Below are 13,587 nucleotides of genomic sequence, written 5' to 3'. Positions count from 1 at the left end.
GGGGTCCCGGACCCTGCGCCTTTTCCCTGTCTCAGCTGAACGCCGAAACGCTTTAATGCGATTTCTCGGTTGATACGTGATCAGAGGGCGTTGCCACAACTTCGCCCTCCAGGGGCAGGTCCGGTGTGGTTTCCTCTGGTTCAGAGGCAACCTCGCTCACCCTCTCCACCTCGACCGGCGCATCTTCACCGACAATCAATGGCATCATGTCCGCACCGCCGGACATCTGCCCTTCGGTTTCAGGCGCCTTGCTCCAGGACAGCGTGTCAAACCCGCCGCAATTGCCACAGACCGGTGCCCAGTCAGCATGGATGTGATTACATTTGTCACACACCCATTGCGGGCCGCGCGGCGCGGTCAGCGCACGGGCCAGAAGGGCGCGCACGGTTTTGTCTTCGGCGCCTTCCCCGCGCTCAATCGCGGCCAGAAGGGTCAGCACCCGCTGCGTGGGGTCATTCTCTGACAGATTGCCCAGCGCCTTGCGCGCAGCAACATAGTCACCGGCGGCCAGGTTCAACTCGGCCACCAGCATCCGCGTTTCCGCATCTCCCTCACGATGTTTGGTCAGGGCGCGGAACCGGTTCAGTCGGGCTTTCGGGCTTTCATCCGGCTCAATCTCGGCAAAGGCGGCGGCAATATCCGGGTGGGGCTGGGCGGTCCAGGCTTTTGTCAGCACACGGGTGGCGTAACGCGGCTTACCCTGTTCGGCATAGGTTCGTGCCGCCATGACAGCTGCGGGCACAAGGTCCGGCGACAGGCGGTTGGCCTCAATCGCTGCCTCACGGGCCTCGACGCTTTTGCCCTCAGCCAACACATCTTTTGCCTCGGACAGGGCCAGCACAGCATCCCGTCGCTTATGCACGTCACGCGGCAGGTTTCCGGTTTTCAGCTTTGTGGTCAGGGTTTTGCGCGCACCGCTCCAATCCCCCTCAGCCGCCTGCATCCCCAACAGAGCATCCTGCGTGCCCACGTGGCGCGGCTTCAGCGCCAGCGCCTTTTCGGCAAGTCGCATGGCGGTGGCTGTGTCACCTTCTTCAAGCTTCTGCTTCATCAGCCCACGCACGCCGACAAACTTGGTGCGCTCATCCGTCAGCAGCTTTTTGTAAACCTGGGTGGCTTTGCGCTTGTCCCCGGCCATTTCCGCCGCCTGCGCAGTAAGAAGGTTGGTCAGCTCCGGTCGGCGCAGATATTTTTCGGCCCGGTTGGCCTTTGCCATCGCGGTGGCACTTTCGCCAGAGGCAAGCGCCATCATGCCATCTGCCAGCGCCTCATAGCCTTTCTTTTCGCGGGACCGATCAAAGTAGCGCGAAATCGCGGTTTCATCGCCATTCAGGAACCGCAGCACAGCGCGCAGCAATCCGAAAAGGACAATCACCAGCCAGACCACGACAATCAGCACGCCAAACAGGATCACCGCCTGCAACGGACCAAGGTTGAGCTCAACCCCGGCGACGGCAACCTGAATGCCGCCATCAAGTTCCAGCAACGCCCCTGCCCCAAGGGTCAGGCCTGCAATCGCCACGACGAAAAGGATAATCTTGAAAAGAGACCAAAGCATCGGCGTGTCCTTATTTGCTGTTCACGAGCTGGGCGAGCGCATCACCGGCGGTGAGCGCATCCTTGCGGGTGGTGGCGGCGGCGATCCAATCGCCAAGGGCGGGCTGCCCGGCCTCGGGCATGGTCGCAAGTTCGGCAAGCGCCGCTTCGAGCTGACCAGATTTCAACGCCGCTTCGGCCCGCGACAGGATCGCGTCGGGGTCTGCCCCCTCTTTTGGCGATAGTGACCGGGTGCCCAATTGAAGGCGGAAGAATGCAGAGACCCGATCCATCTCACCTGCGGCGACAGCCGACCGGACCGCGGCATCAAGTGCGGCACGGGCGGCCTCGGGGAAGGCGGATTGCAGCGCCACCAGCGTTGGCACGCCTTTTTCCGCCACCTCAGACAGCGCCACTGGCGCCTCAATCCCGGCCTGCTGGCTTAGATCAAACAGCGCATCACCAAAGGGGCGGCCAGTATCCAGCGCCGCCAGCACACGCGCAAGCGCGGCCCGCGCGCCCGCTGCCTTGGCGGCTTCGGCGGCGTTTTGTTCCAGCGTTTTTGCATCCGCTCTGGCATCGGTGATTTTCGCCAGCTCCGCATCCAGCATCTGTCGCATCTGCTGAAGTTCCCGCTCATACGCGGCGGCGGCTGCAGCGGCGGCTTCCATTCCGGATCCCTGTGGCAGTTTTTCAACCGTGTGCAGACGATTTTCGAGCGCGGAAAGTTGGCTGCTCATCGCTTCCAGCTGCGTGCGAAGCTGGGCGAACTCGCCCGAGATCTCTCCCCGTGCCACATCAAGGCTGTTATCCGCCTGAAGAGAGGCCAGGGTCTCTGCCTGTTGGCGGCTTGCCACTTCCAGTGCCTCAAGCCGCTGTCCCTGCGTCACCAGGGCGGTGGCCAGCGGATCTTCGACAGGTCCCATTACAAACGGCCACTGATCCGGGTAGCGCGCTGCGCCGAACCCGATCACGGCCGCAATCGCTCCTCCGAACAGCAAGGGCAGGACGGTGCTGGAGCGGCTCGGAGCGGCAACAGGTGTCTTTTGCTGATCCGAGGGCTGCTGATCCGAGGACGCCTTGGGCTTCTCCGCTGCAGATTTCTCATCCTTTTCAGCGGTCGCCTGCGGCGTGTTTTTGGCAGGGGAGGTGGCCGAGGGTTTGGCCATGGGTTTGGACTGAGTGGTGTCCTTTGCCTCATCCGGTTTCGGTGCCACCCGTTCACCCGCTGCCTTTTCGCCAATCGGCTTTTCGGCATCATCGCTTTTCAAGGATGTTTCCTTGCTGGATGTGGTGGGTTTGGCTTGGGGCTTTGTCGGAGTTTTCGACGGGTTGGCGGGAGTTTCAGCCGCCCCCTCGGTTGCTTTGGCCTTGGCTTTGGTCTGGGCTTTGGAAGGACCCGATGGGGTTGTTTTTTCAGGTGTAGCAGATGATTTGACCGTTTCCGCAGCTTTCTCTTCAATCACAACGGCGTCTTCGACGGATTTCTTTACTGTCTTGCCCGCTTTGGCATCCGTCGCCTTGGACGAGCCTTTCGCAGGTTTACGGGAATTGGCCAATGTCTGAACCTCTCGAATCTCACATTTCAAATGAAGCAGGATCGCGCTTCATCAGATTAGCCCGCGCCCACCGGACCCTCAAGCAACCTTACTGCCAAGCATAGGGCAATCAAGTGTTACGCAGGGATGCGACAATCCTGCTCACCATCTCTGCCTGTGTCGGAGCGGGGCAAATATCAATCAGGTCACGGGCACTCCTGGCCTCCTGCCAGGCCTTTGCAACCGCATCACTCATGGCGATCACCGTCACACCGGGTCGGTCCCTGGGTATTTCTTTTGCAACCAAGCGCGCTGAGCGGGGGGAAAAAAGGGGAAGGATCACCCGACGCTCCCCTCCAAACAGATCCAGAGCGGGTTTGGAAAGGGGGCGGTGCACCTGATCATAAACCACCTGTTCTTCACATCCAAAATGCGCCGCCAGATCGGTCGAAACATGCGCACCACGCAGGTAAACCATTGGAAGATCTGGATTTAAATCTTTCCGCATCAAGCTGTCGGCATCTGGAGCGATACAGTCCACACTTGCCCCGGCCGCCGCTGCGGCACGGGCGGTGCGCGACCCGACACAATAGGCCCGTTTACCGGAGAGATCCCCGCGCACGCCATGAACTGACGTCAGCAGGACCGAGGCGTATCGGGACAGATCCGGCCAAGGCCCCACCGGCACAATCTCCAAAACCGGTGACAACACCGCCGGGATCGCCCCCCCAAACGCGGCTTCACACTCGGCCAAAACCCGCGTATTGCCCGGTTCAGGACGTGTCAGCAGCAAAACGGGAAGGTCGAAGCGGTCTGGCGACATGGCGGGCCTGTTGTCTCATCTTTGATAGGGTGTTACCCCGACACCAGATTTATCGCAACTCTGCCTGCCAAAAGCCTGTGCAAACGGAAAGATGCCGTGATGACAAAACCGCTGACACTTCTCGGGTTGGAAAGCTCTTGCGATGACACGGCCGCCGCCGTGGTCCGACATGTTCCCGGCGCATTGCCCGAAATTCTGGCCTCTGTCGTGGCGGGACAGACCGAGCTTCATGCGGATTTCGGAGGGGTTGTGCCAGAGATTGCTGCGCGGGCACATACCGAAAAACTCGACCTGTGCGTGGAAGACGCCCTGAGGCACGCCGGGATGAGCCTTACAGAGATGGATGCCATTGCAGTGACCGCCGGACCCGGTCTGATTGGGGGCGTTCTGGCAGGTGTGATGTGTGCAAAAGGTCTGGCAGCCGGATCGGGCCTGCCACTGGTCGGCGTGAACCACCTTGCCGGACATGCCTTGACCCCACGCCTGACCGACCATGTGCAGTTTCCCTATCTGATGCTGTTGGTTTCGGGTGGGCATTGCCAGTTTCTGATCGTCAAAGGCCCGGAAGAATTCACCCGCCTCGGCGGCACAATTGACGACGCCCCGGGCGAGGCTTTTGACAAGACCGCCAAATTGCTGGCCCTGCCACAGCCGGGGGGGCCTTCGGTCGAACGCGAAGCACGGAATGGGGACGAAAAGCGCTTTCGGTTCCCGCGCCCGCTTCTGGATCGACCGGGATGTGATATGAGCTTTTCCGGCCTCAAAACCGCGCTTTTGCGCGAACGTGACCGGCTGGTGGCCGAATGTGGCGGTTTGCGTCGCACTGATCGCACCGATCTTTGTGCCGGGTTTCAGGCAGCGGTGCGGGACGTGCTGGTTGAGAAGTCACGTCGGGCCATGGAAGAATATATGACCCTGTCCCCCCACACGCCCACACTTGCCGTCGCGGGGGGCGTTGCCGCAAACAAGACCCTACGCGCTGGGTTAGAGACTGTTTCCGATGCGTTTGGCGTAACATTCCTTGCCCCCCCACTGGCACTTTGCACCGACAATGCGGCAATGATCGCCTGGGCAGGTCTGGAACGGTTTCGCTCCGGCAAAAGCGACGGCATGACCCTGTCCGCCCGTCCCCGATGGCCGCTTGACCGCTCGGCCCCGGCCATGCTGGGATCAGGCAAGAAAGGAGCAAAGGCATGAACATCTCTGTTCTTGGCGCGGGGGCCTTTGGCACCGCACTTGCCATATCCTTGGCCAACGAAAACCAGCCCGTCACATTATGGGCGCGCGATCCCGCCGACATGCAACAGGCCCGCGAGAACAAACGCCGTTTGCCGGGGGTGCAGTTTCCCACGCTGCTAACGGCCACGGCAGACCTGAACAGGGCCACAGAAGCAGAGATCCTTCTGCTGGCGGTTCCGATGCAAAAACTGTCCGCGTTCCTGCAGGACAATGGGGCGCGTCTGTCCGGCAAAACCCTTGTGGCCTGTTGCAAGGGGATTGATCTTACAACCGGGCTGGGACCGGCTGAGGTGATCCGCAAGCACATCCCTGATGCCCAGCCAGCCATCCTGTCCGGCCCCAGTTTCGCAGTGGATATTGCCGGGGGACTTCCCACTGCGCTGACACTTGCAACTGAGAATGGCAAAACGCTGCAACAGGCGCTTTCGACACGCAACTTACGCATCTATCGGTCCTCTGACCTGATCGGCGTCGAAATCGGTGGCGCGTTGAAAAATGTTGTGGCGATTGCCTGTGGAATTGCAATTGGCGCGGGCCTTGGTGAAAGCGCGCGCGCGGCCCTGATGACCCGGGGCTATGCCGAAATGCAACGGTTTGCCGTGGCCCAGGGGGCCCTGCCCGAGACGCTGGCGGGGCTGTCCGGATTTGGCGATCTGGCGCTCACCTGCGCTTCGGAGAAATCACGTAATTTTGCATTTGGCTTTGCACTTGGGCGGGCAGAAACCCTTCCGGAAGGCACAACGGTCGAAGGCAAGGCAACCGCCAAGGCGGTGGCGGCCCTGGCACGTGATCAGGGGATCGACATGCCGATCGCTGAAATGATCGTCGCGGTTCTGGACAAACATTTAACAATCAAAGAGGCGGTTGAGGCCCTTTTGGCCCGCCCCCTGAAGGAGGAATAAATCATGCTGGTGGCAGTCATTTGCACGGATAAGGAAGGCGCAATTGAAACGCGCAAAGCCAATCGTGACGCCCATGTGGCCTATCTGAAAGAAACCGGCGCAGTTCAGGCCGGTCCGTTTCTGAATGGCGAGGGCATGATGTATGGCTCTCTGATCATCCTCGATGTCGAAGATATGGACGCCGCCAGGGCCTGGGCCGCAAATGACCCCTATGCCAAGGCCGGTCTGTTTTCCGATGTCCGGCTGGAACAGTGGAACAAGGTGATCTGATGCAATACTGGCTGTTCAAATCCGAGGTCTCGACCTGGAGTTGGGACCAGCAGCTTGCCAAGGGGGACGCGGGCGAAGAATGGGATGGTGTGCGCAATTACCAGGCACGCAACCACATGCGGACCATGAAGATCGGGGATCTCGGGTTCTTTTACCATTCGCAGAAAGACAAGGTCATTGTCGGGGTTGTTGAAGTCTGCGCCGAGGCGCATCCTGACAGCTCAACGGATGATCCGCGCTGGGAATGTGTGGACATCAAAGCGGTGCGCACCCTGCCCAGGCCCGTCTCACTGGCGATGTGCAAGGAGGATCTGCGCCTGTCTGACATGGTGCTGGTCAATAACACCCGCCTGTCGGTCCAGCCCGTGACACCCGAGGAATGGGCCATCGTGCTGGAACTTGCCGGAGAGACCCCCTGAGGCCATACTTCCTTTCACGACGCAAACAGGAAGGAAATGCAGATGGGAAGTCTATCCGTTCTGGTGGCCGCTGTGGCAACCTATGCTTTCGGCGCCCTGTGGTACATGGCCCTCGCCAAACCCTGGGTGACAGCATCCGGTGTGGCGATTGGTGAAGATGGCCGCCCGTTGAATGCAAGAGACCCCAAACCCTACATCATCGCCTTTGTCATGGCGCTGCTGGTCGCGGGCATGATGCGCCACGTCTTTACGATGGCCGGCATTGAGGGGGCGGGCAAGGGTCTGGTGACCGGTCTTGGGCTGGGGCTGTTTGTGGCTGCCCCGTGGATCGTGAACAATGTGATGTTCTCGGATCGATCCAAGGCACTGATCTGGCTTGATGGCGGGTATGCTGCGGGTGGATGCGCTGTCGCAGGCCTTGTCCTCGGCATATTCTGAGGGCTGTTCTGCCCCACCAAAACAAAAAACCGGCCTCCGCCGGTCCATAAAAAAGGAGAGGGACCGCGACCCATCGGACCCTCTCCTTCCACCCCACGTGCTCCCTCAGCACCACACGTGTTCAAAAATCTAAGAGGTCCGACCGTCCTGGTCTTCATGTATCATCTAGCGGAATTTCTAAGAGAAAATCAATCTCGTTTCACTTCCAAAACTATTCAAAACCAACATGTTATTCGAAGGGTTTGTTAACCCGCCAGCAGATCTCACGACCCGGTTCATGGTCCAGAAAACACGTTCCCACAAAGCTCTGTCCGCGCCCAACCCCCGCCGACACCCCAGATCCACTCAAAACAGTCAATTTGTGTTATACTCTTGTCTTTTAGAGGAGAAATAACATGTGCGATCTATGTATTATTAACTCCGTCAAGAACCGAATGATTTCACGGAGAAACTTTTTCAGTTCTGCAGCTGCACTCGGTGCTGCCGCAGCTGTAGGAGCGTCCCAAACAACACCTGCGATGGCTGAAGGACACGCATCCGTTCAGGATATGACCTATGAGCTTTCGGAAGAATTTCCGACATATTTTGGGACACCGGGCATATCATCGGAAGCAATGTTCAACTTCGCAGAGCATGGTTTTAACGTGTCGCGCCTGACATTGAACGAACATACCGGCACTCATATCGACGCACCTCTTCACTTCTCGGCGGACGGCGCTGCGGTAAACGAAATCCCGGTTTCTCAACTTATTGCCCCCTTATGTGTCGTGGACATCGCCACGAGGGCCGCTGAAAACGCTGATACAAGTGTGACACCTGATGACATCAAAGCCTGGATTGCTGCACATGGACCCATTCCGGACGGTGCCTGTGTCGCCATGCATTCGGGCTGGGGTACACATGTCGCAACGGACAAGTATCGAGGAGCCGATGACAATGGCGTCCAGCATTATCCGGGTTTTCACGTAGAGGCCACACAGATGCTGCTGGAAGAGACCAAAGCAGCCTCACTTGCCTCAGACACGTTGTCGATAGATATCGGCGCGTCCACAACATTCGACACGCACTACGCTTGGTTGCCGGCCGGTCGTTTCTGCATCGAAAACATCGCCAACTTGGATCTGGTGCCACCCGCAGGCGCAACGCTTGTTATTGGTGCCCCCACCCATCGCGGCGGATCAGGCGGGCCAGCCCGAATTTTTGCGATGCTGTAAGGTTCGTGCCTTGGGGAAATTGTCCGGGTTCAAAGACTTGTTAGCGATTAAGGCTACTCGCTTTCGTTAAGCCCGAGGGCCTCACTAAGCCGGAGGGCCTCATTGATCAGAAAACAAAAAACGCGGCCCAACTGCTGGACCGCGTGAAAACGTGATATGTGGTGCTCTTAGCTGTAAACCGACTCTTTGCCGAAATGCTTGACCAGCATGTAATAGACCACGGCGCGGTATTTGTTGCGCTCAGAACGCCCATAGGTGTCAATCACCGCATTGATCGCATCCATCAGCTGCGGACCATCGGTCAGGCCCAGCTTTTTGATCAGGAAGTTGTTCTTGACGGTTTCCAACTCGCTTTCCTGCGTGGCAGCGACGGTTGATGCATCGTCATTGTAGATGGCCGGCCCACACCCGATTGTTACTTTGGTCAGCAGGTCCATATCCGGCGTCAGGCCGCATTTTGCCTTCAGGTCTTCTGCATATTTGGCAATCAGGTCGTCTCTCTTACCCATAATGGCGCTCCTAATAGTTGTTAAAAAGCTTAGCCTCTTCGCCCAAACCTTATGCGGAAAAAACAACAACACAAAGGAAAACATTGCTTGACAGTTCCCCCTATGAATTTGCGCGAATTTCAGCCAGATTTCCCCAAGCCAGTTATTTCAAGGAGGAAAACATGGGCCTGTGGAGTTTTGTGAAGGGCGCAGGTAAAGCGCTGTTCGGGGATGACGAAACGTCAACCGAGGAAACCCTGACCAAGGAAGTGGCTGATCTGGGCATCGACACATCCGGTCTCGACATCAAACTTGATGGCGAAAAAGTCACTGTATCCGGCGGTGAGTCCCTGAGCGCGGAAGACCGCGAAAAAGTCATTCTGGCGGTCGGAAACGTCGAAGGCGTGGCCGAAGTGGAAGCGGAGCTTGAGAACGAGCCGGTGTTCCACACGGTCGAAAAAGGGGACACGCTTTGGGCAATTGCCGAGAAGACCCTGGGCAATGGCGCACATTATCAAAAGATCTTCGAAGCCAACCGTCCGATGCTGTCGCATCCTGACAAGATCTATCCGGGTCAAAACCTGCGTATCCCGCAGTAATTTGCCCTCAGGATCCGAAACGCGCGACCGGCCCGCTCGGTCGCGCGTTTTATTTGTACGGTAATAAAATTACTTCACACATTCAGATGTCGCAATTTTTGCCTTGAGCCTCACGCCATTTCCCTGTCTGATCAGCGCGAATGACCGCAAATACAGAATTCTGACAGGAGATGCTTGCGCATGGGTTATCTGAAATCCACCCCGACCCGCGATGGTTACTTTGGCGAATACGGGGGGGCCATGTTGCCACCGCCGCTTGAGCCGCATTTCAAGGAAATTCGCGAAGCTTATGACCGCATTTCCAAATCTGCCGACTTCGTCGCTGAACTTCGCCATATCCGTAAACATTTTCAGGGGCGCCCAACGCCGGTGTCCTACCTGAAAAACCTGTCCGACATGTGTGGCGGCGCGCGCATCTATGCCAAGCGCGAAGACCTGAACCACACCGGCGCGCACAAGCTCAACCACTGCATGGGCGAAGGGCTGCTGGCCAAATTCATGGGCAAAACCAAGCTCATGGCCGAAACCGGCGCAGGTCAGCACGGCGTGGCACTCGCCACCGCAGCGGCCTATTTCGGCCTGGAATGCGAAATTCACATGGGCGAGATTGATATCGAGAAAGAAGCCCCCAACGTGACCCGCATGAAGCTTTTGGGCGCCAATGTGGTGCCTGTGGGCTTTGGCGGACGCTCTCTGAAAGAGGCCGTGGACAGCTGCTTCAACGCCTATGTGCCGCAAGCTGATACCGCCCTTTTCGCCATCGGCTCCGTGGTTGGCCCGCACCCCTTCCCCCTGATCGTACGCGATTTCCAGCATGTTGTTGGCATTGAAGCGCGCGAACAGTTCCTCGAGCTGACGGGCGAGCTGCCCGACATGGTTGGCGCCTGCGTCGGAGGCGGGTCCAATGCGATGGGCATCTTCTCGGGCTTCATCGACGACGAAGACGTGGCACTTTACGGTGTGGAGCCGATGGGCACCTCGTCGAAACTGGGTGAACATGCCGCAACCATCACCTATGGCGAAGACGGCGATATTCACGGTTTCCGCACCATGGTGCTGAAGGATGAAAACGGCGAGCCCGCCCCGGTGCATACCGTGGCCTCGGGCCTGGATTACCCCGGCGTCGGCCCGGAACATGCTCATCTCTATCGCACCGGCAAGGCCAACTACACCGCCGCTGACGATAAGGAAGCGCTGAACGCCTTCTACGCCCTGTCGCGCCACGAAGGTATCATTCCCGCCCTGGAAAGCGCCCATGCCGTGGCCTTTGCCATGCGCGAAGCCCCCAAGAACCCGGGGAAATCCATCCTGATCAACCTGTCGGGTCGCGGCGACAAGGACATTGATTATGTCACCGAAACCTTCGGCTTTGGCGATAATCGGTAAAGCCCCGGCTCATCCCTTTTTTCTTGCTGAAAAATACCTTGGGGTGAGCCTCGAAGAGGCGAGGGGCAAAGCCCCTCACATAAACCCAAAAAGCAAAGCGCCGCCCCTTGGGGCGGCGCTTTTCCGTTCTAAAACGGCGACGTGATCAATAGCGATAGTGTTCCGGCTTGAACGGGCCGTCAACGGTGACGCCGATATAATCCGCTTGTTCTTTCGACAGTTTCGACAGTTTCACACCGATCCGGTCGAGGTGCAGCTTGGCCACTTTCTCGTCCAGATGCTTGGGCAGGATGTAGACATCATTGTTGTACTCATCGCCTTTGGTCCACAGCTCGATCTGCGCCAGAACCTGGTTGGTGAAGGATGCCGACATCACGAAGGACGGGTGGCCGGTGGCATTGCCGAGGTTCAGCAGACGACCTTCGGACAGCAGGATAATGCGGTTGCCCGAAGGCATCTCGATCATATCCACCTGGTCCTTGATATTGGTCCATTTGTGGTTCTTCAGCGCGGCCACCTGAATTTCGTTATCGAAATGGCCGATATTGCCGACAATGGCCATGTCCTTCATCGCACGCATATGCTCGATGCGGATGATGTCCTTGTTGCCGGTGGTGGTGATGAACACGTCAGCCGAGGACACGGCGTCTTCCAGCTCAATAACTTCAAACCCATCCATTGCCGCCTGAAGCGCGCAGATCGGGTCGATCTCGGTCACTTTCACACGGGCGCCGGCGCCGCGCAGCGATGCGGCAGAGCCTTTGCCGACATCACCATAGCCGCAGACAACGGCCACTTTGCCGGCCATCATTGTGTCGGTGGCCCGGCGGATGCCGTCGACCAGCGATTCCTTACAGCCATATTTGTTGTCGAATTTCGACTTGGTGACCGAGTCGTTCACGTTGATCGCCGGGAAGGGCAGCTGGCCCTGTTTCACCAGATCATACAGGCGGTGAACCCCGGTTGTGGTCTCTTCCGACACGCCTTTGATGGCATCACGGGTTTTGGTGAACCAGCCCGGGCTTTCCTTCATGCGTTTGGCAATCTGCTTGTGGATCACCTCTTCCTCTTCCGACCCGGGCACACCCAGATCCTCACCGGCTTCGGCACGTGCCCCCAGCAGGACATAAAGGGTGGCGTCGCCACCATCATCAAGGATCATGTTCGGCCCTTCGGGGAACATGAACGAGCGATCCAGATAATCCCAATGCTCTTCCAGCGACTGGCCTTTGATTGCAAAGACCGGCGTGCCACCTGCGGCGATTGCTGCCGCGGCGTGGTCCTGGGTCGAGAAGATGTTGCACGACGCCCAGCGCACATCCGCCCCCAGTGCCACCAGTGTTTCAATCAGAACCGCTGTCTGAATGGTCATGTGGAGCGACCCAACGATGCGGGCCCCCGCCAGAGGCTTTGCCTCGCCATACTCTTCACGCAGTGCCATCAGGCCTGGCATTTCGGTTTCGGCAATATCGAGTTCCTTGCGGCCGAACTCTGCCAGCTTGATGTCTTTTACAATATAATCCTGGGTCACGGGCTATCTCCGGTAACAGTGTTTGGGTCGGCCTACCAACTTATCAGCCAAGTGGCAACAAAACACCGGCACTTCCGGCGTTCACATTGACACAACGCGGTGAAAATGGGATGGCGTCGCTACCTCTATTTCATAAATGTGAGCTAAAAATGACCGGGATCACGGCCAATCGCGCGGCAAATCATCGTCACACAATCCTGATGTGCTGTGACGACAATTACTTTCCCTTTGCCACTTTGCTCGCAAGCCAGATCGCAAAAGCCTATCCCGAGCGCAATTTTGACATCTGCATTCTATACAGCGGCACCTTTCCCGAGCACCCGATCATCAAGCAGCTGGATCTGCGCCTTGTGCAGTTCCCGATCCCCGAGGCCTGGCAGGGGCTGGCCACCTCCAAGAAAATCACCCTGGCGGCATATCTGCGGATCATTGCCCCGCGCCTTCTGGCGGATGATTATGACCGGGTTCTGTATCTGGACAGCGATATCTACTATCATCGCGGGGATATTCCCGCCCTTCTGTCCGCTGATCTGGGCGGCCACCCCGTTGCCGCGGTGCGGGACAGTTTTCAGCATCGTGAGATGACGAAACCCATGCGCGAGTTCAAGGCGGCCGGACTGGAACAGACCCGCTATTTCAATTCGGGGATGCTGTTGGTGGATGTGCCCCAATACCTGGCACAGGATATTGACGGGAAAGCCTTTGAATTTGCTGCAATGGACGGCGAGGACATCCGATACAAACATGACCAAAGCGCCCTGAATCTCGCCCTGCACAACAATTGGGCCGAACTTTCGCCGGTCTGGAACTGGCCCTGCATTCACCGCACCTACTTCCTGACCCATTTCCTGGACCCCTGCTTTTTCCATTTCCTCAGCGTGCGCAAACCATGGAAAGACAAGACGGGCCTGTATTCCAAGGAACATGTGCGTATTGCCCATGAGCATCTGAGCACACATTTCCCGGACCTGGCCAATGCCATGCCTGCCCGCCCAAAACCGGAAACAGCCCTTGGCAAATGGTTGTGGATCTTCATCCGGCAGGTGTGGGACCTGCGGCGCATCGCCCCTTATTTCAACCGCTTCGACGGGGATTTCGACATCAAGAAATAACCCCGCGCCGGGTCGGTCATGCCCCTGACAATACCCGGCTTGCTGCCCCCCGGCTTGCCACATTGACTCACAACCGTGAAAGTGTGATGCCG

Annotated in this window: 14 protein-coding genes; 9 read left to right on the top strand and 5 right to left on the bottom strand. The window is 58.1% G+C overall.

The window, feature by feature from the left end:
• Positions 1-52: 52 nt before the first annotated feature.
• The 3 genes from K3J57_RS14470 to K3J57_RS14460 all read right to left on the bottom strand — a co-directional run bounded on the left by K3J57_RS14470 (position 53) and on the right by K3J57_RS14460 (position 3,897).
• Entirely contained in the window at positions 53-1,558 is a 1,506-nt protein-coding gene (locus K3J57_RS14470) for a heme biosynthesis protein HemY (protein ID WP_259792759.1), read from the bottom strand.
• Positions 1,559-1,568: 10 nt separating this feature from the next.
• Positions 1,569-3,095, bottom strand: coding sequence for a COG4223 family protein (locus tag K3J57_RS14465; RefSeq protein ID WP_259792757.1), 1,527 nt, complete (start codon positions 3,093-3,095; stop codon positions 1,569-1,571).
• 109 nt (positions 3,096-3,204) lie between these two features.
• The gene (locus K3J57_RS14460; RefSeq protein ID WP_259792756.1) at positions 3,205-3,897 is read right to left on the bottom strand and encodes a uroporphyrinogen-III synthase; all 693 of its coding nucleotides are present in this window, start codon (positions 3,895-3,897) and stop codon (positions 3,205-3,207) included.
• 99 nt (positions 3,898-3,996) lie between these two features.
• Between K3J57_RS14460 and tsaD the strand changes: the two genes are divergently transcribed.
• The 6 genes from tsaD to K3J57_RS14430 all read left to right on the top strand — a co-directional run bounded on the left by tsaD (position 3,997) and on the right by K3J57_RS14430 (position 8,379).
• Positions 3,997-5,094 (top strand): tRNA (adenosine(37)-N6)-threonylcarbamoyltransferase complex transferase subunit TsaD, encoded by a 1,098-nt coding sequence (tsaD, locus tag K3J57_RS14455; protein WP_259792754.1) that lies wholly within the window; start codon positions 3,997-3,999, stop codon positions 5,092-5,094.
• A complete protein-coding gene (locus tag K3J57_RS14450) occupies positions 5,091-6,038 on the top strand; it encodes an NAD(P)H-dependent glycerol-3-phosphate dehydrogenase (RefSeq protein WP_259785484.1) in 948 nt (315 codons plus the stop codon). The genes tsaD and K3J57_RS14450 overlap by 4 nt, the downstream gene beginning before the upstream one ends.
• A gap of 3 nt (positions 6,039-6,041) precedes the next feature.
• The gene (locus K3J57_RS14445) at positions 6,042-6,308 is read left to right on the top strand and encodes a YciI family protein (protein ID WP_259785482.1); all 267 of its coding nucleotides are present in this window, start codon (positions 6,042-6,044) and stop codon (positions 6,306-6,308) included.
• On the top strand, positions 6,308-6,727 hold the full coding sequence (locus K3J57_RS14440) for an EVE domain-containing protein (protein ID WP_259792741.1): 420 nt from the start codon (positions 6,308-6,310) through the stop codon (positions 6,725-6,727). The genes K3J57_RS14445 and K3J57_RS14440 overlap by 1 nt, the downstream gene beginning before the upstream one ends.
• A gap of 42 nt (positions 6,728-6,769) precedes the next feature.
• Positions 6,770-7,165 carry a DUF1761 domain-containing protein gene (locus tag K3J57_RS14435; protein ID WP_259785481.1) on the top strand — a complete coding sequence of 132 codons (396 nt, stop codon included), beginning with the start codon at positions 6,770-6,772 and terminating at the stop codon, positions 7,163-7,165.
• 395 nt (positions 7,166-7,560) lie between these two features.
• A complete protein-coding gene (locus K3J57_RS14430) occupies positions 7,561-8,379 on the top strand; it encodes a cyclase family protein (protein WP_259796441.1) in 819 nt (272 codons plus the stop codon).
• A gap of 167 nt (positions 8,380-8,546) precedes the next feature.
• On the opposite strand, the gene K3J57_RS14425 is transcribed toward K3J57_RS14430, so the two are convergent.
• Positions 8,547-8,888 carry a DUF2853 family protein gene (locus K3J57_RS14425; RefSeq protein ID WP_173486159.1) on the bottom strand — a complete coding sequence of 114 codons (342 nt, stop codon included), beginning with the start codon at positions 8,886-8,888 and terminating at the stop codon, positions 8,547-8,549.
• A gap of 161 nt (positions 8,889-9,049) precedes the next feature.
• Here K3J57_RS14425 and lysM point away from each other — a divergent pair, with 161 nt between their 5' ends.
• On the top strand, positions 9,050-9,466 hold the full coding sequence (gene lysM / locus K3J57_RS14420) for a peptidoglycan-binding protein LysM (RefSeq protein ID WP_055191266.1): 417 nt from the start codon (positions 9,050-9,052) through the stop codon (positions 9,464-9,466).
• 180 nt (positions 9,467-9,646) lie between these two features.
• Positions 9,647-10,852 carry a tryptophan synthase subunit beta gene (gene trpB, locus K3J57_RS14415; protein ID WP_259792732.1) on the top strand — a complete coding sequence of 402 codons (1,206 nt, stop codon included), beginning with the start codon at positions 9,647-9,649 and terminating at the stop codon, positions 10,850-10,852.
• 145 nt (positions 10,853-10,997) lie between these two features.
• Here the strand turns inward: trpB and ahcY are convergent, their stop codons facing one another.
• Entirely contained in the window at positions 10,998-12,383 is a 1,386-nt protein-coding gene (gene ahcY, locus K3J57_RS14410) for an adenosylhomocysteinase (protein WP_055191241.1), read from the bottom strand.
• A 149-nt stretch (positions 12,384-12,532) separates the two neighbouring features.
• Here ahcY and K3J57_RS14405 point away from each other — a divergent pair, with 149 nt between their 5' ends.
• Positions 12,533-13,495, top strand: coding sequence for a glycosyltransferase family 8 protein (locus tag K3J57_RS14405; protein WP_259796437.1), 963 nt, complete (start codon positions 12,533-12,535; stop codon positions 13,493-13,495).
• Positions 13,496-13,587: the final 92 nt, after the last annotated feature.

The sequence above is a fragment of the Aliiroseovarius crassostreae genome (assembly GCF_025137635.1).
GTDB classification, from domain to species: Bacteria; Pseudomonadota; Alphaproteobacteria; order Rhodobacterales; family Rhodobacteraceae; genus Aliiroseovarius; species Aliiroseovarius crassostreae.
The sequence above is the reverse complement of the archived record's forward strand: the minus strand, read 5'-3'. Positions and strand labels throughout refer to the sequence as shown.

What these genes read in the sequence shown, in the direction of transcription:
- K3J57_RS14425 (WP_173486159.1), bottom strand. Translation starts at nt 8,888, where the DNA reads ATGGGTAAGAGAGACGACCTGATTGCCAAATATGCAGAAGACCTGAAG.
- K3J57_RS14460 (WP_259792756.1), bottom strand. Translation starts at nt 3,897, where the DNA reads ATGTCGCCAGACCGCTTCGACCTTCCCGTTTTGCTGCTGACACGTCCT.
- trpB (WP_259792732.1), top strand. Translation starts at nt 9,647, where the DNA reads ATGGGTTATCTGAAATCCACCCCGACCCGCGATGGTTACTTTGGCGAA.
- lysM (WP_055191266.1), top strand. Translation starts at nt 9,050, where the DNA reads ATGGGCCTGTGGAGTTTTGTGAAGGGCGCAGGTAAAGCGCTGTTCGGG.
- K3J57_RS14435 (WP_259785481.1), top strand. Translation starts at nt 6,770, where the DNA reads ATGGGAAGTCTATCCGTTCTGGTGGCCGCTGTGGCAACCTATGCTTTC.
- tsaD (WP_259792754.1), top strand. Translation starts at nt 3,997, where the DNA reads ATGACAAAACCGCTGACACTTCTCGGGTTGGAAAGCTCTTGCGATGAC.
- K3J57_RS14440 (WP_259792741.1), top strand. Translation starts at nt 6,308, where the DNA reads ATGCAATACTGGCTGTTCAAATCCGAGGTCTCGACCTGGAGTTGGGAC.
- K3J57_RS14450 (WP_259785484.1), top strand. Translation starts at nt 5,091, where the DNA reads ATGAACATCTCTGTTCTTGGCGCGGGGGCCTTTGGCACCGCACTTGCC.
- K3J57_RS14430 (WP_259796441.1), top strand. Translation starts at nt 7,561, where the DNA reads ATGTGCGATCTATGTATTATTAACTCCGTCAAGAACCGAATGATTTCA.
- K3J57_RS14470 (WP_259792759.1), bottom strand. Translation starts at nt 1,558, where the DNA reads ATGCTTTGGTCTCTTTTCAAGATTATCCTTTTCGTCGTGGCGATTGCA.
- K3J57_RS14445 (WP_259785482.1), top strand. Translation starts at nt 6,042, where the DNA reads ATGCTGGTGGCAGTCATTTGCACGGATAAGGAAGGCGCAATTGAAACG.
- K3J57_RS14405 (WP_259796437.1), top strand. Translation starts at nt 12,533, where the DNA reads ATGACCGGGATCACGGCCAATCGCGCGGCAAATCATCGTCACACAATC.